This is a genomic window from Devosia sp. 1566 (genome assembly GCF_004005995.1).
Lineage (GTDB): Bacteria > Pseudomonadota > Alphaproteobacteria > Rhizobiales > Devosiaceae > Devosia.
Genome location: NZ_CP034767.1, coordinates 53,129 through 73,002, shown reverse-complemented (window position 1 = coordinate 73,002; position 19,874 = coordinate 53,129). Strand labels below are relative to the sequence as shown.

Below are 19,874 nucleotides of genomic sequence, written 5' to 3'. Positions count from 1 at the left end.
GCCGGTTGCAGCGCAACCGAGCGGCGCGGAGGGCGGAGCGGGGCGGAGTGCAGCAGCAAAAGCTGGCGACCATTGAAGATGTTGCGGCCATGGCCGGGGTGTCGATCGCCACCGTCAGCCGCGCCATCAACGAGCCGACCAAAGTCGCCGACGCCACCCGCCGCAAGGTCGCCGAAGCCGTTGCCCGCACCGGCTACACCACCAATGCCCTGGCGCGCTCGCTGCGCATGCGGCGCTCCAACATGATCCTGATCCTTGCCCCCGATGTGGGCGACCCCAATTTCTCCAACATCCTCGTGGGTCTCGAGACTGAAGCCAGCAAGCGCGGCTATGGGGTACTGATCGGCAATACCCAGAACGATCCGAGCCGGGAAACCGATTATCTCCGGTTCATCAGCTCCAACCAGGCGGATGGATTGATCCTCTTTACCGGCCACCTGCCGTTCGGCTTCGGGCAGGATCGCGGCGAAACCCGCCTGCCCCCGACCGTCGCCGTTAACGAGCCGGTGACGGGGCAAAGCATTCCCTTTGTCGGGGTCGACAATGTCGAGGGCGCCCGCGTCGCCACCGAGCACCTGATTTCGCAGGGGCACCGGCGCATCGCCTTTATCGGCCATTCCAGCAGCCGGGAGATTAACCGCTTGCGCGAAGCGGGCTATCGCGCGGCCCTTGAAGGGGCCGGCATCCGCATCGATCCGCGGCTGATCCTCGATGGCGATGGCACGACGGAAAGCGGACGCGCCGCCGCCGAGCTGATGTTTGTGCGCGATGCGCTGCCCAGCGCGTTTTTCTGCGTCAATGATGCAACGGCCCTCGGGGTCATCATCGCGCTCAACACGCGCCGCTATGAACTGCCGCGGCAGTTTTCGGTGATGGGGTTCGACGATATTTCCTTTGCCAGCTTTGTCAGCCCGTCGCTGACGACGATGAAGCAGCCCCGGCACCGGATCGGGGAAGCGGCGATGGAATTGCTGCTGACCCTGCTGGCCGACGAGCAGCCCAAATCCACCAATATCCTGTTGCGCGCGGAACTAGTGGTGCGCAGCTCGGTGGCGCGGCTGGCGAGCGGCTGACCGCGACACCCCCTCCGCCACTTCCCCCTTGCCCAGGGTCCGACGCGCCGCTAAGACGGCGGGGTCACGGTTCCGCCATCGAGCGCGGATGAAAAGGGAATACGGTGCGGATTACCCATCAGGGGCCAAAACCGAAGCTGCCCTCGCAACTGTAAGCGGCAAGTTCACCGTCCAAGCCACTGGTCAAGCGACCGGGAAGGGGACGAGGAGCGCCAGAGCCGCGAGCCAGGAGACCTGCCGGGACATCGACCAGCAAACCGAACGAGGTGTTTCGGTGGGGTGCGGACCGGCTCTTGCCTGGTCCGATCGTTGCCGCTGCGCCCTCTTCGGGGTAGCGGCAGCATGACCTCAACTTTCCCCTCGTGTCTGGCTGATCGTTTGGCTTGAACAGCATCACGAGAGGTTTCGATGCGTCTATTCTCCCTTCTGGCCAGCGGCATTTTTGTTGCCACGGCCAGCACGGCCTTGGCCCAACACGCAACCCAATACCCCCTGCAGCTCGAAAATTGCGGGGTCGAACTCACCTTTACCGAGGCACCGCAGCGGGCCGTCGGCATCGGGCAGAACAGCTCGGAAATCCTGCTGCTGCTCGGTCTGGCCGATCGCATGGTGGGCACCGCCACCTGGGTTTCGCCGGTGCTCGAAGAGGTTGCCGCCGACAACGCAAAAGTGCCGCGCCTGGCCGACAGCACCGCGAGCTATGAAGCAATCCTTGGCACCGAGCCCGATTTCATTGCCGCCCAGTTCGGGATGCGCGATGAAGCGGGTAACCGCGAGCAATATGCTGATCTCGGGATCCCGAGCTATATCTCGCCGACCACCTGCGCCATGAAGGATGCCAGCAACGGCGATGGCGTGCGCCTCGAACCCTGGACCAGCGAACTGCTCTACCAGGAGATCAGCGAATTGGCGGCGATCTTTGACGTCAATGAGCGGGGGGCCGAACTCGTGAGCGAGCTGCGCAGCCGCGAAGCGGCCGTGCGCGCGCAACTGGGGAAGCGTGCGGCGGGGCTTTCCATGGTGTTCTGGTTTTCGAGCCCTGAAATCGCCGGGGATGCCTGGGTGGCGGGCCGCAATGGCGCTTCGGCCTATATGATGGAGGTGCTGGGTGCCCGCAACATCGTCGACAGCGAAGAAGATTGGCCGCTGGTGAGCTGGGAAGCCATTGCGCCGGCCGACCCCACCGTCATCGTCGTAGGCACGATGGACCGGCGCAACCGGCCGGCCGATGACCCTGCCGTCAAAATGGAGTTTCTCCAAACCGACCCGGTGGTCAGCCAGCTCAGCGCCGTGCAGGCGGACCATCTGGTGCTGCTCGACGCGCAGGCAATGAACCCGACCCTGCGCACCATAGGCGGGCTCGAAATTATGGCGGGGGCGCTGCAGAGCCAGGGCCTGCTGCAATGACCATGGCGATGACCCAGCGGCGCCGCGCGCGGCTGGGGGGATCGGTGATCGCGGGGGCAGCCTTGCTGCTGCCCCTTGCCGTGGCGCTGGGCGTGGGGATTGGCGAAATGCCCATTTCGCTCCACACCACGCTCCAGGCCATCACCAACCGCCTGGGCTGGACGCAGTTCGAGATCAGCCGCATCCAGGAAAGCGTGATCTGGGATTATCGGCTCAGCCGCTCACTGGTAGCGGCCGCCTGCGGGGCGGGGCTGGCGCTGTGTGGCGCGATCCTGCAATCGCTGCTGCGCGATCCGCTGGCCGAACCCTATGTGCTGGGCGTTTCGGCAGGCGCCTCGACCGGGGCGGTCTGCGTTATCGTGCTCGGCATGGGGGCGGGTAGCGCCGCCATTCCGCTGGGCGCCTTTGCCGGAGCCCTGGCCGCCTTTGCCTTTGTCATTCTCCTCGCGCGAGGCGCGGCGGGCAGCGCCGAGCGCACGATCCTGGCCGGTGTCGCCGCTTCGCAATTGTTCAATGCGCTGACCTCTTATGTCGTCAGCACTTCGGCCGATGCCGAACAGGCGCGCAGCGTCATGTTCTGGCTGCTGGGCAGTTTTGCCGGCGTGCGCTGGAGCGATGTGGGCCTCGCCGCGGGCGTGGTTGGCGCGGGGCTTGTCGTGTGCCTGCGCTATGCGAGGGCGCTCGATGCTTTCACCTTCGGGGATGACGCCGCTCGTTCGCTCGGCGTGCCCGTGGCGCAGGTGCGGGTGGTGCTGTTTGCGCTCACCGCCCTCATGGCCGCAACCATGGTGTCGATGGTGGGCTCGATCGGTTTTGTGGGCCTCGTCATTCCCCATGTCGCCCGCTTCATCGTGGGCCCGCACCATCTGCGGCTGCTGCCCGCCTGCGTGGTGGTGGGAGCGGTGTTCATGGTGCTGGCCGACATCGTTTCGCGCATCATCCTGCCCCAGCAGGTGCTGCCGATCGGGGTGGTCACCGCGCTGGTCGGGGTGCCGTTCTTTGCCGTCATCCTATATCGCGGGCGGGGTGCGCGATGACCATTGCCGCCCATGGCGTGAGCTGGAAGGCTGGCAGCAAGATCATCGTCGATGGCGTGACCCTCGAGGCGCAGCCCGGCATGACGCTGGGCCTGCTCGGGCCCAATGGGTCGGGCAAATCATCGCTGATCCGGCTCCTCGCGGGTTTGCGCGCGCCCGCTGGTGGCGAGGTCACCCTTGATACCGCCCCGCTGGGCCGCTTCGGCCGGCGCCAGCTCGCCCAGCGCGTAGCGGTGGTCGAGCAACATGCCACGACCGAAGCCAATGTGACGGTGCTCGATGTGGTGCGGCTGGGGCGCACGCCGCACCGCTCGGCCCTGTCGCCCTGGACGCAAGCGGACGACGCCATTGTCGAGCAATCCCTGCAGCGGGTGGAGTTGGCCGACCGGCGCCACCAGCCCTGGCATACGCTTTCGGGCGGCGAGCGGCAGCGCGTGCAGCTGGCGCGAGCGCTGGCGCAAGAGCCAACCGATCTGATCCTTGATGAGCCCACCAACCACCTCGATATCCAGCACCAGCTCGATATCCTGCGCCTCGTGGCCGGGCTGCCGCTCACCACGATCGTGGCGCTGCACGATCTCAACCTCGCCGCCATGTTCTGCGACCAGATCGCAGTGATGCGCGAGGGGCGGCTGGTGGCCGCGGGCACGCCACATGCAGTCTTGACCGAGGCGCTGATCGCCGAGGTGTTCAAGGTGCGCGCCCAGGTGGCCCCCTCGACGCTGCACCGGGGCCTGCAGATCCAGTATCTGCCGTGACGCGGAATTCGCCGGGGGAGCGGAACCCAGCCTGTCAGATCGGCCCACCGCGCGAGGCGTCCACCGGACAGCACGCGCCCCTTCAATACCAGCCCGGGCCTGACCGATATCAAGAGCTGAAAGGCGCGACGGCTTAGGGTTTGGCAAAGGACGACGGGAGCACAGCATGTATGACCCGAATAAGTTCCGCCTTGATGGGCAGGTGGCGGTGGTGACTGGCGCCGGTTCCGGGATCGGGCTCGGCATTGCGCGTCTCTTCGCCGGTGCGGGGGCCGCCATCGTGATCAGCGACCGCAAGCTCGAGGCGGCCCAGGCGGCTGCCGCCGAAATCAACACAACAGGGGGCAAGGCGGTCGCGGTGGCTTGTGATGTCACCCGGGAAGATGACCTTGAGCTTTTGGTGCACACCGCGCTGGACCAGTTCGGCAAGCTCGCCATCCTCGTCAACAATGCCGGAGGCGGCGGCCCCCAGCCCTTTGACATGCCAATGGAGGATTTCCGCTGGGCCTACAAACTCAACGTCTTTTCGGCGTTCCGGCTCACCCAGCTGGCCGCGCCGCATCTGGCGGCAGCAGGGGATGGCGCAGTGCTCAATATCTCGTCCATGGCCGGTGAAAACCGCAACCAGCGCATGGCCTCTTATGCCTCTTCCAAGGCCGCGCTCAACCATTTGACCCGCAATATCGCCTTTGATCTTGGGCCTATGGGCGTGCGGATCAACGCCATTGCGCCCGGCGCCACAAGGACCGCGGCGCTGGCCGGCGTGCTGACGCCCGAGATCGAGCAGAGCATGCTGCAGCACACCCCGATCCGACGGCTCGGGGAGGTCGATGACATCGCCTATGCGGCGCTGTTTCTGTGTTCGCCCGCGGCGTCATGGATCAGCGGGCAGGTGCTGACCGTCTCGGGGGGTGGGGTGCAGGAGCTGGACTGACCGGCTCGCTCCCCTATTCTCGTGGCGCGAAAGCGCTGAGTTCGCCCTTGTAGGGCTTGGGCAGGGGCGGGGCATAGCTGCCGCGTTTGCTGGTGCGCAGGCCCAGCGCGATTAGCGCTTCGGCCTGTTTGACCGCGGCGCCCACGCCATCGATCACCGGCAGCCCGAGTTCCTCCTGCAGCGCCCGCGCCAGGTCGGCCATCCCCGCGCAACCCAGGACGATGGCCTCCGCCTTGTCCTCGCCGATGGCACGATCGATTTCCGCCCGCAGCCGCTCGCGCGCGCCCGAGGCTGGATCATCGAGCGCCAGGACCGGAATGTCGGCGGCGCGGATACGGGCGCGCCCGGACATGCCATAGCGCTGCGCCAGCTCCTCGATGGGCACGCGCGAGCGCTCGGTGGTGGTCACGACCGTGAAGCGCTTGGCGAGGAAGGCCGCGGTGGCGAGCGCCGCTTCGCAAATGCCGAGCACGGGAATGGTGGCCATGGCTCGGGCGGCATCGAGCCCGGTATCATCGAAACAGGCGATCACTGCGGCCCGGGCCCCCTCCCCCTCCGCCTGGCCGATCTCACGCAGCAATCCAGGCAAGGCAAAGGCTTCGTCGTAATAGCCTTCGATGGAGACCGGCCCCATGGAAGAAGTGAGCGGCACGATCTCGGTCGTGGGCGCGGCCACTAGCCGGGCCGCTGCGGCAATGGTCGCGGTCATGCTGGCGGTGGTGTTGGGATTGATGACGGCGATGCGGTTCATGCCCGCACCCGCCGGCGGTTGATCCAGAGGATGGTGCTCAGGGTCACGAGGATCACGAGGAACGAGAACAGTGTCGTGACCGTCCCTAGCGCATAGAGCACCGGGGTCGTGACATTGGTGGTCATGCCGTAGATTTCGAGCGGCAAAGTGTTGGCGCTGCCGGAGGTCATCAGCGTCCTGGCAAACTCGTCATAGCTCAGCGAGAAACCGAAAAGCCCCACGCCGATCAGGCTGGGTGCGATCATGGGCAAGACGACATGGCGAAAGGTCTGCCAGTTGCTGGCCCCCAGATCGCGCGCGGCTTCCTCGTAGCTCGGGGAAAAGCGGTTGAACACCGCAAACATGATCAGCACGCCAAAAGGCAGCGTCCAGGTCAGATGCGCGCCAAAGCCGGAGCTGAACCAGTTGGGGCGCCAGCCGATCTGCTGGAACAACACGCCGATGCCGAGCGAAACGATGATGGAGGGCACAACGAGGCTCGCGACCGTCAGGTAGAAGAGGGGCGTTGCGCCCAGAAACCGGCGGCGAAAGGCCAGCCCCGCCAGCAACGAGACCAGCACGGTGCCCGCCATCACCATTAGCCCCAGCGCAAAGGAGCGCCCGAAGCTGGCGCCGAAATCCCCCACCGCCTGGGCCTCGAAGAGGTTCTGAAACCAGCGCAGTGACACGCCATTGAGCGGAAAGGTTAGCCCGCCCTGCGGCCCCTGAAAGCTGAGGATAAACACGGCCGACAAAGGGCCGTAGAGAAACAGCACAAAGAGGCCGAAAAAGCCGGCCAGCAGGTAAAAGCCGGGGCTGCGCTTTTCGCGTTCCATCCTAGAGCTCCTTGCGAATATCAACGATGCGCAGCATGCCGGCGACCATGAGGAGCACCAGCACCAGCAGCACGATCGCATTGGCGGCGGCCGCCGGATATTGCAGAAGGCTCATCTGGTTGCGCATCATCAGCGCTACCGACGCGCTTTGGCCCCCGCTCATCACCTGCACGGTGGAAAAATCGGCCATCACCAGGGTGACGACAAAGATGGTGCCGATGGCGATGCCGGGCTTGGCCAGCGGCAGCACGACGTTCCAGATCACCTGCCAGTCCTTGGCGCCTGCATCGCGCGCCGCTTCAACGAGGGATTTGTCGATCCGCATCATGGCGTTGAAGATCGGGGTGACCATGAAGAGCGTATAAAGATGGACCATGGCGAGCACGACGGCGAAGTCGGAATACAACAGCCACTCGATGGGTTGTTCGATGATCCCCGATCCAGTCAGCCCCGAATTGATCAGCCCGTTGCGCCCCAGCACGGGGATCCAGGAAATCATGCGGATGATGTTGGAGGTGAGGAACGGCACGGTGCAGATGAGGAACAGCACCATCTGCATGGTCGCGGTGCGCACATGAAAAGCGAGGAAATAGGCGACCCAGAAGCCCACCAAAGCGGTGATCGCCCAGACGATGACCGCATATTTGAGCGTATTGGCATAGATGCGCCAGGTGACCCAGGAGCCCAGCGCTTCGGCATAGTTGAGGGTGAGGAAATCGGGATAGATGCCGGCAAAGTCATAATCCCAGAAGCTGACCACCAGCAGCAGCAGGATCGGGACGGCAAGGAAAAAGCCGAGGATCAACAACAGCGGCGTCGCCTGCAGATAAGGCGTGGCGCGGGCGAGCAAAGCGGTCATTGGAATGCTCCTGCAGTTGCAGTCAAAACCCTCCCCCTCGCGGGGAGGGATCAAGGGTGGGGGTGGAAAGCCCGGAAATCGAGGCTCCCGCCACCCCCACCCAACCTCCCCCGTCAAGGGGGAGGTGCCGCATCGGTGGATGTGGCAAGAGCCTGCCGGACAGGCTGAGGCATCAGGCGGCGATGAACTCGTTCCAGCGGCGGACCATGTAGCGGTCCTCGTCCATCACCGAGTTCCAGCAGGCGACCTTGCCCATGCGCTCTTCGAACGAGCCGCCATCGCGCACGGCGCCGGCCTTTTCCATCACCGTGCCATCGGGCGCGAGAATATCGCCCTGGGCGGGCTTGCCTTCGATCCAGAAGCCCCATTCGTCGGGGGTCATGTGCTGCTTGGCCGTTTCCATATTGGCCGAATAATAGCCCTGCCGGTTGAGATAGCCGCCGACCCAGCCCGAGGTGTACCAGTTGATATATTCATAGGCCGCGTCGAGCTGGGCACCCGACAGGTGCGCCGCCAGACCCATGCCGCCGCCCCAGGAGCGATAGCCTTCCTTGAGGGGCTGGTAGGTGCAGGCAATGCCCTTGGAGCGCACTGCCGCCACGGCCGGCGACCACATGGACTGGATCACCACCTCGCCCGAGCTCATGAGGTTGACGCTTTCGTCAAAGCTCTTCCAGAAGGCGCGGAACTGGCCATCCTGCTTGGCCTTGATCAGGAAATCGACGGTGGCATCGATCTCTTCGGTGGTCATGTTGCCCTTGTCGCCATAGGTGATGAGCCCCATGGCTTCCATGATCATGGCGGCATCCATGATGCCGATCGAGGGCACGTTGATGATGGCCGACTTGCCCTTGAAGGCGGGGTCCATGATATCGGCCCAGGAGGAAATCTCACGACCCACCAGATCGGGCCGGATACCCAGCGTATCGGCATTGTAGATGGTGGGGACCATGGTGAACCAGTCCGTTTCGCCCTTGGCGAAGTCGCGGCTGTCGGGGCCTTCCACAAAGCCCACCGTATGGGGCGCGGTGCCCTGGGCGATGACGCTGTCGGGCAGCAGCTTGCCGGTCTTGAACAGCGGCACGATCTGGTCGTAATGCGTCAGCCGGCTGATATCCATGGGCTGGATCACTCCGGCCGGGAAGACCTTTTTGAGGATCCAGTATTCCACATCGGCGATGTCGTAGCTGTCGGGCTGGGTCACGGCACGCTGGGCGGCCGCATCGCTGTCGGTGGCCGTCATCTGGATGGTGATGCCGAGATCTTCCTTGCACTTTTCGGCAATGGCGTTGAGGTTGCTCACGCCGGTGCCGAACTGGCGCAGGGTGATGGGGTTTTGCGCCCAGATAGTCGGAAAGCCCGTAATAACACCCGAACCCAGGCTGGCGCCGACCGCGGCGGCAGCGCTGGTCTTGAGAAAGTTGCGGCGGCTGACACCGGACTTGATGTCACTCTTGGCGGTCATGGCACGTCTCCCTGTTGGCTTGATGGACGGTTACGCATCGGGTCGGGCGAGGACGATGGCGTCCCCGGCATCCCAATGGAGGGGCACCGCATCGCCCACCGCGACCGGGGTCGCGTAAAAGGCGGTGTCGGTGATGATGGCGGTGAATTCGCTGATCCCGGCGCCCTCCACGGTGAGCTTCACCGTGGCGCCGCGATATTCGATGTTGGAGATGATGCCGGTGAACCCGAGGCCCGGCTGCGGGCTGTCCCCGATCCGGACATGGTCGGTGCGCACGGCGACATCCATATCGGCGCCCAGCGGCAGGGGTGCGCCGGTGGCGGAAAAGCTGCCGCCGCCGACCACGGTAAAATCCACCAGGCCGTCGCCGGCGCCGGTGACCTTGCCCGAAATGACATTATGATCGCCCATGAAGCGGGCAACAAAGGCAGTCGCCGGGCGCTCGAACACTTCGCGCGGGGTGGCGGCCTGCTCGATCCGGCCATTGCTCATCACCACGACGAGGTCGGCCAGCGCCATGGCTTCTTCCTGGCTGTGGGTGACATGGACAAAGGTGATGCCGAGCTGCTTTTGCAGCTTCTTGAGCTCGGCACGCATGCGGATCTTGAGGAAGGGATCGAGCGCCGAGAGCGGCTCATCCAGCAGCAGCGCTTCGGGATCGGTGATCAGCGCCCGCGCCAGGGCCACGCGCTGCTGCTGGCCGCCCGAAAGCTGGCCGGGACGGCGGTCGGCATAGGCATCCATCTGCATCAGCTTGAGCAGCTCGAGCGCCCGCGCGCGGCGGGTCGACTTGTCGACCCCCGCCATTTTGAGGCTGAAGGCGACATTGTCGACCAGATCGAGATGGGGAAACAGCGCATAGGACTGGAACATCATCGCCGTGCCGCGCTTGGCCGGTGGCAGGTCGGTCACCACCTGCTTGCCCAGAACAATGTCCCCGATCGAGACGGTTTCATGCCCGGCAATCATGCGCAGGGTGGAGGTCTTGCCACAGCCCGAAGGGCCGAGCAGACAGCAATAACTGCCGCCGGGGATCTTGAGGCTGATGCTGTCGACGGCCGTGGTCTTGCCGTAGATCTTGGAAACAGAAGCAAGATCGATCTCGGCAGACTTGGACATTGCGCAGCTCCCTTTGCTGGGAACTGTCATGCATCAGTTGTGCCAATCCTTGTTTGTGCCGGTAAGTCCTTGCGCAGGATCGCCAATTTGACCACGGCATTTTGCACAACAGATCAGCAGCATCTGCTTGTGCCTAAATTGCGCGCAATTCAGCTCAAAGCCTATGCACTGCCTGCGTCCTCTTGGCAGTCTTGGTGAACCGGCCCAATAATGGCCAAGCAACTCACCTTGGAGTGCAACAGCAATGGCAAAACTCAGCATCGACCCCAGCGCCGCAGTGCCGGACGGGCGCGCCCCGGCCAAACAGCAGTTGTTCGACCCGACCAGCCCGGCCCCTGGCGCGGTCACCTTCCGGGCGAGGCACTGGGCACCACGACCACGATCCTCGCCTATGGCAATGAGGCGGTGGGCACGGGGCCGGCCCTGCATGTCCATCCCTATGACGAGCTCTTTGTGGTGGTGGAAGGCCGCGGGCGCTTTTATGTCGGCGATGCGGTGATCGACGCGCAGGCCGGCGAGGTCGTGCTCGGCCCCAAGGGGCTGCCGCACCGGTTCGAAAATCTGGGGCCCGGCCGGCTGCAAACCATCGACATCCATCTCGGACCCCAATGGCGGCAGGCCGACCTCTAGCGCGATCCTAGTCGGTCAGGCGCTCGGGCGGCACATGGCCGTGCCGCCAGCCCAGCATGCGCTCGGCCTTGGCCGAGTTGAAAAAGCTCTGGTGCCCGCCCCAGCCATCGCGCAGCGGGATCTGCGGAAAATACTGGCGCGCCAGCTCCCGGCTCGGCGTGTCCGAAATCGTGTCGGGCGCCACGATATAGAAGGCCTCGTGACCCTCGATGGAAGCTTCGAGGCTCAAGAGGCACGCATCGGCCGCCGCATCGCGCCTGGTATAGGCCCAGAGATGCTTGGCGATCTCGGGATTGGGGTCATAGAGCGCCTTGGCGATGGAGCGGTCATCGCAGACATAATGAAAGCGCATGGAAGCGATCACCATCTCCGGATAGCGCCGGATAAAGGCGTCGGCCTGCTGCTCGCAGATCCATTTGGAGAGGCTATAGGGGTCCTCGGCGTAGTTGGGATGGCTCTCGTCGATGGGGAAATAATCATAGCGCGGCGCGCGGCTGAAGGAATGGCCAATGGCATTGACGCTCGAGGCCTGGCAGAGCCGCCGGATGCCGTTCTCGACGGCGGCCTGGAGCGCATTATAGCTGCCCACCACATTGTTGTTGTGCACGATGTGATCGGGATGGCGGCCGGGGGACGGAATGGCGGCCATGTGGATCACCGCATCGCAGCCGGCAAAGGCGTCGAGCAGGGCATCGTAATTGTCCATGTCGGCCAGAACGAAGCGGCGCTCGCCGCTGGCCGCGACATCGGGGTGCTCGACCCGGTCGATGCCGACCACCGTGTGGCCGCGGGCCTCGGCCTCTTTGACAATGGCGCGGCCAATGCCGCCGCTGGCGCCGGTAACTGCAATTCTCATGGATCTGACCTATTGCGCATAAACGGCCTCGTGCAGGCCGCGGATGTAACCAATGGCGTAAAGCCGCCCGAAGGCGGAATAGCCGGCATTATCGTTGCTATCGCCCGCAACGGTGGGCACATGGTCGGGCCGCAGGACGCCGCTGAACCCGATGTCGCGATAGGCCTGCATGCAGGCGAGCATGTCGGTCTTGCCGTCGTCGTGCCAGGTTTCCTCGAACCGCGTGGGCACGCCCCGCACATCGCGGAAATGCACAAAGGAGATCTTGTCGCCAAAGCGCCTGATCTCGCGGGGGAGGTCATCGGTCATCAGGGTGAAATTGCCCTGGCACAGGGTAATGGTGTTCATCGGGCTGGGCGCCATGGCCAGGAGGCGCTGGTAGTTCTCGATGCTGCGCATGATGCGGCTGACGCCCCGGATCGGGGTGATCGGCGGGTCGTCGGGATGCATGGAGAGCTTGACCCCGGCTTGTTCGGCCACCGGCAGCACGCGCGCGAGGAAATATTGGAGGTTCTCCCAAAGCGCTTCCTCGCCGATGGGCGGATTGCTCGTCAGGTCCTCGGGAACATCATCGAGATTGAAGCTCGTGACCACCGAGCCCCCGCGCGAGGGCGTCGCCATATTGGTGCGCACCCAGTTGAAATCGGTCATCCATTCATAGCACCAGACGCCGATGCCGAGCTTGCCCATGCTGGTAAGGAGTTCGCAGACGACATCGATCTCTTCGTCCCGCCCCGGCAAGCCGCGCTTGGCCAAATTAAGCGGCGGGCGCGCCTCGATGACGCGCAGCTCAAAGCCGGCATCTTGGTAGCTTTGCTGCATGCGGCTGAGCGGAGCGAGATCCCCCAGCCTTTCCCCCGGGCGCAAGCTGTCAAAGGGCAGCCCGCCCACGGCAAGGTTCACCCCGGCCTGCAAGGCAAGCTGCCAGACCGGCGATGGCGTGGGACTGATGAATTCGGCGATTTCGAGCATAGGGTTCTCAGGCAGGCAGGAGTTCGGAGAGCTTTTCAGCCACGAGTTGAGGCTGCCGCTCATGCAGGTAGCAAGCGGCCGCCTGGTGCGGATTGATCTGGAACAGCGGCGGGCGGCTGGCGCAAACCGGCATGGCCTTGGGACAGCGCGGCATGAAGGGGCAGGCGCCGGGCGGTGGCGCGGTGCTTTCGCGCGCCATGATCGATTGCTCGCCCCAGCGCTGCTCGAGATTGGGCCAGGGAATGGAATCGACCAGCAGCTGGGTATAGGGGTGCTGGGGCGACTTGATCACCCGATCGACATCCCCCGCCTCCATCACCCCACCGCGATAAAGCACGATGATCGACTTGGCGATGTGGTAGGCCGTGGTTAGGTCGTGGGTGATGTAGATGATGGAGACGCCATAATCGCGCTGCAGATTGCGCAGGGTTTCGAGGATCGTGGCGCGCAGGGAGGCATCCACCATGGACACCGGCTCGTCGGCGATCAGCAGGCGCGGCTTCAGCAACAAGGCGCGGGCGACATTGATGCGCTGGCGCTGCCCGCCCGAAAGCTGGTGCGGAAAGCGCCCGAGTACGTCTTCGGGGCGCAACCCCACGGCGTTGAGCGCTTCTTCCATGCGCGCCCGCGCTTCAGCCCTTGTGCTTGCCAGCTTGAAGCGCTTGATCGGCACCGTCAGCAGGTGGTCGACGGTATAGAAGGGATTAAAGACCGCGAAAGGATCCTGGAACACCGCCTGCACTTCGCGCCGATAGGCCAGTCGCTCGGGTCCCGTCAGGGTCGTGATATTGCGGCCCTTATAGAGGATTTCCCCCATTGTGGGGCTGATGAAGCCCAGCAGCAGCATGGCTAGCGTCGTCTTGCCGCTACCGCTTTCGCCAGCAACAGTGAGGATGGTGGGCTCGTCCTCCTTGAGGGTCAGCGATATCTCGCGCAGCGCCACGGTGGGGTGGGAATGGGTCAGCCCGCGGGTATAGACTTTCGAGACCCCGCGCAGTTCGAGCAGTTCAGTCATGGCGGGCCTCCTCGTCAAACAGGTGGCAGGCGACGCGCCGCCCGCCTTCCAGTTCCAGCACTTCGGGCCGCACCGTGGTGCAGACGTCCATGGCAAAGGGACAGCGCGGGTGAAAGGCACAGCCGCTCGGGACACGCAGCAGCGAAGGGGCAAGACCCGGAATGCCCTGGAACACGCCGCGATTGTCGAGATTGGGCAGGCTCGAGATCAGCGCCCTTGCATAGGGGTGCTTGGGGTTGGTGAACATCTCGCGTACGCTTGAGATCTCCACGAGCCGCCCGGCATACATCACCGCCACCCGATCGACGAACTGGGCCATCAGCCCCATGTCGTGGCCGATCAGGATCACGGCGGCGCCGATCTGGTCTTGCACCCGGTCGATGGTTTCCATCACCTGGCGTTGGGTGACCACATCGAGCGCACTGGTGGGCTCATCGGCGATGATGACGCTGGGCTCGAGCAGCACGCCAATGGCGATGCACACCCGCTGCTTCATGCCGCCCGACAACTCATGGGCATACATGTTGAAGACGCCGGGATCGAGATCGACCGAGCGCAGCGCCTGCCGGCAACGATCCTGGATGGCGGCGCGGCTTTCCCCCGGCAGATGCGCCTTGACGGCATCGACCATCTGCGCGCCGATGCGGATCACGGGGTTGAGCGAGTTCATCGCCCCTTGCGGAATATAGGCGATTTTGCTCAGCCGCGCCCGGCGCATGGCTTCTTCGTTCAGGCCCATGAGCTCGGTGTCGCCCACAAAGACTTCGCCGCCCTCGATGCGCCCGGGGGGCTTGATCATGCGCATCATGGCGAGCGCCAAGGTGCTCTTGCCCGAGCCCGACTCTCCGACCATGCCCAGCTTCTGGCCGGCATTGAGGGTGAAGCTGACATCGTCGAGCGCGCGGGCCCGGCCGAGATCGGTGTAGTAGGTGACCGCGAGCTGGTTGACGCGCAGCACCGGGCTGGGCGCTGGCTGCGCCAACACCCCGGCATGGGGCGTTGGCGCGCTCACGGGGTCGAGGGTCACGGCAGCCATGGCGCTACTCCGTCCTTCTGACGCGGGGATTGGCCAACTCGTCCAGCCCCATATTGACCAAGGCCAGTGCCCCCAGGATCAGGATCATGGCGAAGGCCGGCTCGAGCGGCCACCACCACCAGCCATTAAAGAACGCGCCCTGGCTCTGGGCCGCCCAGATGATGTTACCCAAGAGCGGCTCGCGTAGGGGCCCAAGACCGAGAACGGCAAGATAGAAGGAGGCGAACACGGCGGCAAAGACCTGGCCGACAAAGGCGGCGGCGATGAAGGGCAGGAGATTGGGCAAGATTTCCTTGAAGATGATGCCCATGTCCGAAACGCCCGAAAGCTTGGCGACGGCCACGAACTGGCGCTCCTTCATGGTCAGCACTTGCGCCCGGATCACGAGGGTTGGGCCCATCCAGGCCAGCATGGCGACAATGATCGCCATGGTGACGATGGTGACGTCGCGCTTGTCGAGTGAGCCCGCCGCGACGACCTGGATCAGCAGCACCGGAATGGGCGTCAAAATCTGGCAGATCGTGCGCACCGTGCCATCGATCCAGCCGCCGAAATAGGCGGCGGTGAAGCCCAGCACCACGCCCACCAGCGTACCGATGCCGCCGGCGAGAAGGCCGATAAAGGCGGTCTGCCAGGTGCCCACCACCATGGCCGCCAAGAGATCGCGGCCAAAGAAATCGGTCCCGAAGGGATATTTGAGGCTGGGGGGCTGCTTGAGCGCGGCCGACAGCGGATAGGCCTTTTTGGGATCGATGAGGATGAGCCCGATAATAGTGAAAAGGGCCAGCGCGAGGAGGATGGCGGCGCCGAGCGCCAGCCCCTTGTTGCGCCGCAGATAACGGAGCGTCAGCCGCACGCGGGAGGGCTGGGTCGGCAGGGCGGGGCTCACCGGCACGCCCGTAGCATTGACGAGGGTCATGGCGGGCTCCTAGCTGTTGCGAATGCGCGGATCGAGCAGCGGATAAACGAATTCGAGCAGCGTCATCAGCAGTGCAATGGCAATGGTGATGAAGAGCACGATCCCGTAGATCACCGGGAAATCGTTGGCGCGGATGGCAAGGTTGAGCGCCGTGCCGATGCCGGGCAGGCCGAACAAGCCTTCAACGATCACCGCCGAGGTGACCACCGTACCCAGCGCCAGGGCCAGGCCCGTGACCTGGGGCAACAGCGCGTTGCGCAGATAATAATCGCGGAAGATGCGTGGCCCGCTCAGCCCCTTGTGTTCGGCGAAATTGACGTAATCCTCCCCCTGGATGGTGACGCCCATGCCGCGCATGGAGAGCACCCAACCGCCTACCGAGCCCAGGATCAGCGACAGAGCGGGCAGGATCTGGTGCGCCATGAGATCGGTAAAAAACGTCCAGGACCAGTTGGGCACGAGCCCCACCGAATAGGCCCCGCCCAGCGGCAGCCATTTCAGACGAAAGCCGATAAAGAACAGCAGCAGGATGCCCATGATCACCGGGGGTACGCCGGTCAGAAGGATAAAGGGCGTCGCCGTCGAGCGCAGCCAGCCCGGTGCCCTCGGCCAGGCGGCCACCGCGCCCAGCAGCGTGCCAATGATGAAGCTCAGAACCGTCGTCACCAGCAGCAGCCCAATGGTCCAGGGCAAGGACTGGGCGATCACATCGGTGACGGTCATGGGATAGCGGCTGAGCGAATAGCCGAAATCGAGCCGCAGGATATTGCCCAGATACTGCCAGTATTGTTCGAGCAGCGGGCGGTCGAGGCCGAATTGCTGCTGCATGGAGCCGATCAGCTTTTCGATATCGGCGGGCGAAAAGCCACCGGTGCGCGCCAGTTCGCCAAAGCGCTCGCGAATGGCGTTACGCGGCGACAGGCGCGGAATGAAAAACACGATGGTCGAGGCAGCCCAGACGATCAACACGAAATAGAGCAGGCGCCGGGCAACGATCCGAATGTTCACTGCACTGATCCCGATACACTTGAGGGAAAGGGTGCGCGCGTGCCGCGCACCCCGGGTGCCGGAAGTCTTAGTTGCCCGAAGGCTGCAGCCCCGCGATCACGAGCAGCCCAGTATGGGCCCAAAAGGCGCCATTGGTGCCCAGGCCCACATTCTCGGCGCTCGGCCAGTTGGTCCAATAATGGTTGTTGTAGGGAATGCGGTGCAGCCACTGGATCACGGGCACATCGATCACGTCGCGCCAGTAGATCCCCAGCGCCTTGGCGGCGCCCTCGATAAAGGCAGGATCCTGGGAATCAAGGGGCGCAATGGCATCAACCAGTGCGTCGTACTCGGGGTTGGAATAGCGCGAGAAGCGGTTGTTGCCGGCCGAGGAGCCGATCACATTGGAATAACGGCCGTGAAAGAGGTTGAGCGCCTCGAAGGGATCAAACAGGCTCGCGCCGTGGCCGAACATGTAGAACCCGGCCTTGCCGTCCACCATGTTCTGGTAGGCATCGGTGCCGAAATTGACATTGGAGTCAAAGCCGGCCTGGCGCAGCATTTCGGCCAGCACCGGGGCGACGTCGCCATGGATGGTTTCAAAGGCCTGGATGGTGGCGTCGAGCGTTTGCCCATCCTTTTCCCAAAGCCCATCGCCATTGCGGGTGAAGCCCGCTTCTTCCATCAGCGCCGCGCTCTGGTCTGGATCAAAGGTCAGGGGGCTATACTTCTCCTCCTCGGCCTTCACTTCGGGCGTGTCGGCGAAGGTTTGCAGGTTGGGATAAAGCGGGAAGGGATAGATCGTGGCGATCTCGGCCCCTTCATAGAGCACCTCGTTGATGAGGTCGCGATTGATGGCGAGGCTTACCGCCTTGCGCACCCGCACATCGTTGTAGGGCTCGAGCTGGGTGTTCATCCACAGCGAATTGGGCCACCAGTCGAGATAGCCATAGGGGCTTTCCGTGCCGGTCCAGGACTGGATGTCCGGGTTCTGCTGCAAGATGTTGCCGATGATCTGGGCGCGCATATCGACCGAGGAGTCGAACTCGTTGTTGACGAGGCGCTGGGCCACCGTGTCGATAGGCTGGTTGAGGATGTTGACCACCACCACCCGCTTGACCGCCGGCATCTCGACGCGCCCGGCCTTGACCGCCCACCAGTCGTCGCGCAGGTCGAGGATCTTCTGGTTGGCGTTCCAGGCGACGACGTCATAGGGGCCCGAATGGGGCATTTCCGCCAGGCCCGGCACCTTGGTCGGATCCTCCTGCTGGGACAGCCAGTGTTCGGGCACGATGGGGATGCCGGTATCGAATTTTTCGGTCAGCACCTCGAACTTGAAGCGCGGCGCCGGCTGCTTGAACGTCACCTCGACGGTCAGCTCGTCCTTGGCGGTGATGGTGTCGACGAGGTCGGCGAACTGGGCGTGATAGGGGAGCGTTTCGTAATCGCGCTGGCCTTCAAAGGTATAAACGACGTCATCGGCCGTCACCGGCTCGCCATCGGACCATTCCGCGTTCTCGTTGAGCTTGATCTCGAGGGCGGTGAAATCCTCATTGGTATATTCCATGCTGTCGGCCAGCCAGGGAATGAACTCGTTGGTGTAGATGCCGAAATACATCAGCGGCTCGAACAGCAGGTTGTTGCCTTCCTGATGGGTATAGCCGGGCAGCACCCAGGGATTGGTGGTGCCGATCGAGGAGGATGCCGAAACGCCCCAGGCCAGGTTCAGCGTCTGGTTGCGCGGCACTTCGGGCAGGGGTCCGCTTGGGGTGATTTCGGTCGCGGGCGGGGCGCCGGTCTGGGCCAGGCTGGCCACCGGCACCGCCACCAGCCCCAGCGCGATCACCGAGGCAGCAACTGCATGAAACTTGAACATCAAACGCTCTCTCCCTTGTTGGCTCCAGCCGGCTGGCGGCATGCCGGAGGGCATGGCTGCGCCGGGCACCTGCGCGCACCTCAAGCCGGCGGGGCCGGCATTGCTGTGATCCGGCAAGGCCCCGGTCTCCTCCAACCAGTCGGGCCCTGCACCTCCTTGTGTTTGCCTCCATCCTGATCTGACGCCAGTGATTGGAGGACCAACATAACTATTGTGCGCCCGCTTGCCAGAATTGGCAATGCTGTTACTTGCATTATTCCAGAGAAGGCGCAGACACACAAAGCCGGCCGTCAAGCAAATCAGATGATTTACTTTGCATCAGGCAGAGCAATGCGGCTGAAGGGAGCAGTAACTAGGGTGCGATCAACCTCCGCCTGCGGCTGTGCTTCCGGTGGCGAAAGCGGAAACCGTGTGAGAAAGGGTGAGCGGGGTGTCGGCCTGCAGCTGGACTGCCGTCGCGACGCCGCGCCGGCTGATAGGGTTGGGCCGCTCGGAAAGCTGGGTGTTGAGATCGAAGGCGGAAGCAATGGGCTCGAGTCCGATGCCGCGATAGCGCCCTTGCCAGGGCTCGCCCTCGATGCCGCGATCGGTGCACCAGATCTGCAGCGAGGGGAGCAGGTCGCGGTCCCAATCGATCTCGACCTCTGCGCCTTCCTCGAGGAACACGGCGCGCAACGGTCCGCGCATGCCGCAGAGCTGGGCGCTAAAATTGGGCTCACCCAGGGGCACATGGCTCAGATCGATTTTTCCACCCCTGTGCGGCACGTGGTTGAGGCTCGTAAACTCCTGCGCTTCCCCTGCCCCCACCTGCCGGGGATGCACCAGGCCAAACTCAAACTCGGCTTCGAGCCGCAATTGCCCGCGTGCTTCAGGCAGCCGCAAAATGGGATGCAAGCCCACCGAAACGGCGCCGGAGCGGCGGGGGTAAATAGTGAGGCTCGAGTCGAGAACCGGCGCTCCCGGCCGTCCGGCGACCCGGCGCTCGAGCCGGCGCACCAGGGAGTCCGCGGGGTAATCGAGCCCGAGGGTAACGCTGTGCTCGGTTCGCGCAACCAGCTCCCATTCCGCGTCACCGGCCGGGCCGTGAATGGGCACAAGGGGCGGCTCGCCCATGAGTTCGGCCCATTCGGGTGGCCCGATCGGCTGTGGGGGCCCGGCGCCAAAGGGCAGGCAGGCAAAATCGCCGCCCAGTTCGCGCAGATGCCCGATGATGGCGGGATCGCTCACCTGCCCCATCCAGGGGGCGCGGGCAAAGGGGCGGAAATCTCTGCCGCCAAGATCAAAGCGGCACTCGGCCAGCATGGCAGCGGTGCTCAGCACCAGCGCATCGCCATGGCTCCAACCGAGTGCGAACTGTTTCACCCC

19 protein-coding genes and 1 riboswitch are annotated in these 19,874 nt (G+C 64.2%); of the genes, 6 read left to right on the top strand and 13 right to left on the bottom strand.

Annotation, left to right across the window (positions count from 1 at the left end; translation table 11 throughout):
* Positions 1 to 47 precede the first annotated feature (47 nt).
* From ELX51_RS00300 to hdhA, 5 genes are all read left to right on the top strand, one after another.
* Positions 48 to 1,073: a LacI family DNA-binding transcriptional regulator gene (locus ELX51_RS00300; protein WP_282567569.1), complete on the top strand. Its 1,026-nt coding sequence runs from the start codon at positions 48 to 50 to the stop codon at positions 1,071 to 1,073.
* A gap of 50 nt (positions 1,074 to 1,123) precedes the next feature.
* Positions 1,124 to 1,330: riboswitch (cobalamin riboswitch) on the top strand.
* A 151-nt stretch (positions 1,331 to 1,481) separates the two neighbouring features.
* A complete protein-coding gene (locus ELX51_RS00295; protein ID WP_127751636.1) occupies positions 1,482 to 2,480 on the top strand; it encodes an ABC transporter substrate-binding protein in 999 nt (332 codons plus the stop codon).
* An 8-nt stretch (positions 2,481 to 2,488) separates the two neighbouring features.
* Positions 2,489 to 3,517 (top strand): iron ABC transporter permease, encoded by a 1,029-nt coding sequence (locus tag ELX51_RS00290; protein WP_164854935.1) that lies wholly within the window; start codon positions 2,489 to 2,491, stop codon positions 3,515 to 3,517.
* Positions 3,514 to 4,275 (top strand): ABC transporter ATP-binding protein, encoded by a 762-nt coding sequence (locus tag ELX51_RS00285; RefSeq protein WP_127751634.1) that lies wholly within the window; start codon positions 3,514 to 3,516, stop codon positions 4,273 to 4,275. The genes ELX51_RS00290 and ELX51_RS00285 overlap by 4 nt, the downstream gene beginning before the upstream one ends.
* A 166-nt stretch (positions 4,276 to 4,441) precedes the next feature.
* Positions 4,442 to 5,209, top strand: a complete 768-nt coding sequence (gene hdhA, locus ELX51_RS00280; protein WP_127751633.1) for a 7-alpha-hydroxysteroid dehydrogenase — start codon at positions 4,442 to 4,444, stop codon at positions 5,207 to 5,209.
* Positions 5,210 to 5,222: 13 nt separating this feature from the next.
* Here the strand turns inward: hdhA and ELX51_RS00275 are convergent, their stop codons facing one another.
* From ELX51_RS00275 to ELX51_RS00255, 5 genes are all read right to left on the bottom strand, one after another.
* Positions 5,223 to 5,960, bottom strand: coding sequence for an aspartate/glutamate racemase family protein (locus tag ELX51_RS00275; RefSeq protein WP_127751632.1), 738 nt, complete (start codon positions 5,958 to 5,960; stop codon positions 5,223 to 5,225).
* Positions 5,957 to 6,775: an ABC transporter permease gene (locus ELX51_RS00270; RefSeq protein WP_127751631.1), complete on the bottom strand. Its 819-nt coding sequence runs from the start codon at positions 6,773 to 6,775 to the stop codon at positions 5,957 to 5,959. Before ELX51_RS00270 ends, ELX51_RS00275 begins: the two co-directional genes overlap by 4 nt.
* A 1-nt stretch (position 6,776) precedes the next feature.
* Positions 6,777 to 7,634, bottom strand: a complete 858-nt coding sequence (locus tag ELX51_RS00265) for an ABC transporter permease (RefSeq protein ID WP_127751630.1) — start codon at positions 7,632 to 7,634, stop codon at positions 6,777 to 6,779.
* A 172-nt stretch (positions 7,635 to 7,806) separates the two neighbouring features.
* Positions 7,807 to 9,099: a PotD/PotF family extracellular solute-binding protein gene (locus tag ELX51_RS00260; protein WP_127751629.1), complete on the bottom strand. Its 1,293-nt coding sequence runs from the start codon at positions 9,097 to 9,099 to the stop codon at positions 7,807 to 7,809.
* A 30-nt stretch (positions 9,100 to 9,129) separates the two neighbouring features.
* Positions 9,130 to 10,218, bottom strand: a complete 1,089-nt coding sequence (locus tag ELX51_RS00255; RefSeq protein ID WP_127751628.1) for an ABC transporter ATP-binding protein — start codon at positions 10,216 to 10,218, stop codon at positions 9,130 to 9,132.
* Positions 10,219 to 10,428: 210 nt separating this feature from the next.
* On the opposite strand from ELX51_RS00255, the gene ELX51_RS00250 reads away from it, so the two are divergent.
* On the top strand, positions 10,429 to 10,848 hold the full coding sequence (locus ELX51_RS00250; RefSeq protein WP_248305202.1) for a cupin domain-containing protein: 420 nt from the start codon (positions 10,429 to 10,431) through the stop codon (positions 10,846 to 10,848).
* Positions 10,849 to 10,855: 7 nt separating this feature from the next.
* Here ELX51_RS00250 and ELX51_RS00245 read toward each other — a convergent pair whose 3' ends face one another.
* The 8 genes from ELX51_RS00245 to ELX51_RS00210 all read right to left on the bottom strand — a co-directional run bounded on the left by ELX51_RS00245 (position 10,856) and on the right by ELX51_RS00210 (position 19,871).
* Positions 10,856 to 11,704: an NAD(P)-dependent oxidoreductase gene (locus tag ELX51_RS00245; RefSeq protein ID WP_127751627.1), complete on the bottom strand. Its 849-nt coding sequence runs from the start codon at positions 11,702 to 11,704 to the stop codon at positions 10,856 to 10,858.
* 9 nt (positions 11,705 to 11,713) lie between these two features.
* Entirely contained in the window at positions 11,714 to 12,676 is a 963-nt protein-coding gene (locus ELX51_RS00240; protein ID WP_127751626.1) for a mannonate dehydratase, read from the bottom strand.
* 7 nt (positions 12,677 to 12,683) lie between these two features.
* A complete protein-coding gene (locus ELX51_RS00235; protein ID WP_127751625.1) occupies positions 12,684 to 13,691 on the bottom strand; it encodes an ABC transporter ATP-binding protein in 1,008 nt (335 codons plus the stop codon).
* Entirely contained in the window at positions 13,684 to 14,727 is a 1,044-nt protein-coding gene (locus tag ELX51_RS00230; protein ID WP_127751624.1) for an ABC transporter ATP-binding protein, read from the bottom strand. The genes ELX51_RS00235 and ELX51_RS00230 overlap by 8 nt, the downstream gene beginning before the upstream one ends.
* Before the next feature lie 4 nt (positions 14,728 to 14,731).
* A complete protein-coding gene (locus ELX51_RS00225) occupies positions 14,732 to 15,646 on the bottom strand; it encodes an ABC transporter permease (protein ID WP_127751623.1) in 915 nt (304 codons plus the stop codon).
* A 9-nt stretch (positions 15,647 to 15,655) separates the two neighbouring features.
* The gene (locus ELX51_RS00220; protein WP_127751622.1) at positions 15,656 to 16,654 is read right to left on the bottom strand and encodes an ABC transporter permease; all 999 of its coding nucleotides are present in this window, start codon (positions 16,652 to 16,654) and stop codon (positions 15,656 to 15,658) included.
* A gap of 67 nt (positions 16,655 to 16,721) precedes the next feature.
* Positions 16,722 to 18,509, bottom strand: a complete 1,788-nt coding sequence (locus ELX51_RS00215) for an ABC transporter substrate-binding protein (RefSeq protein ID WP_127751621.1) — start codon at positions 18,507 to 18,509, stop codon at positions 16,722 to 16,724.
* Between the two features lie 363 nt (positions 18,510 to 18,872).
* On the bottom strand, positions 18,873 to 19,871 hold the full coding sequence (locus ELX51_RS00210) for a hypothetical protein (RefSeq protein ID WP_127751620.1): 999 nt from the start codon (positions 19,869 to 19,871) through the stop codon (positions 18,873 to 18,875).
* Between the last annotated feature and the right edge of the window lie 3 nt (positions 19,872 to 19,874).

Coding starts and splice junctions, on each gene's coding strand:
- ELX51_RS00270 (WP_127751631.1), bottom strand. CDS start 6,775: ATGGAACGCGAAAAGCGCAGCCCCGGCTTTTACCTGCTGGCCGGCTTT.
- ELX51_RS00260 (WP_127751629.1), bottom strand. CDS start 9,099: ATGACCGCCAAGAGTGACATCAAGTCCGGTGTCAGCCGCCGCAACTTT.
- ELX51_RS00265 (WP_127751630.1), bottom strand. CDS start 7,634: ATGACCGCTTTGCTCGCCCGCGCCACGCCTTATCTGCAGGCGACGCCG.
- ELX51_RS00240 (WP_127751626.1), bottom strand. CDS start 12,676: ATGCTCGAAATCGCCGAATTCATCAGTCCCACGCCATCGCCGGTCTGG.
- hdhA (WP_127751633.1), top strand. CDS start 4,442: ATGTATGACCCGAATAAGTTCCGCCTTGATGGGCAGGTGGCGGTGGTG.
- ELX51_RS00225 (WP_127751623.1), bottom strand. CDS start 15,646: ATGACCCTCGTCAATGCTACGGGCGTGCCGGTGAGCCCCGCCCTGCCG.
- ELX51_RS00245 (WP_127751627.1), bottom strand. CDS start 11,704: ATGAGAATTGCAGTTACCGGCGCCAGCGGCGGCATTGGCCGCGCCATT.
- ELX51_RS00235 (WP_127751625.1), bottom strand. CDS start 13,691: ATGACTGAACTGCTCGAACTGCGCGGGGTCTCGAAAGTCTATACCCGC.
- ELX51_RS00275 (WP_127751632.1), bottom strand. CDS start 5,960: ATGAACCGCATCGCCGTCATCAATCCCAACACCACCGCCAGCATGACC.
- ELX51_RS00255 (WP_127751628.1), bottom strand. CDS start 10,218: ATGTCCAAGTCTGCCGAGATCGATCTTGCTTCTGTTTCCAAGATCTAC.
- ELX51_RS00230 (WP_127751624.1), bottom strand. CDS start 14,727: ATGGCTGCCGTGACCCTCGACCCCGTGAGCGCGCCAACGCCCCATGCC.
- ELX51_RS00290 (WP_164854935.1), top strand. CDS start 2,489: ATGACCCAGCGGCGCCGCGCGCGGCTGGGGGGATCGGTGATCGCGGGG.
- ELX51_RS00250 (WP_248305202.1), top strand. CDS start 10,429: ATGGCCAAGCAACTCACCTTGGAGTGCAACAGCAATGGCAAAACTCAG.
- ELX51_RS00285 (WP_127751634.1), top strand. CDS start 3,514: ATGACCATTGCCGCCCATGGCGTGAGCTGGAAGGCTGGCAGCAAGATC.
- ELX51_RS00215 (WP_127751621.1), bottom strand. CDS start 18,509: ATGTTCAAGTTTCATGCAGTTGCTGCCTCGGTGATCGCGCTGGGGCTG.
- ELX51_RS00295 (WP_127751636.1), top strand. CDS start 1,482: ATGCGTCTATTCTCCCTTCTGGCCAGCGGCATTTTTGTTGCCACGGCC.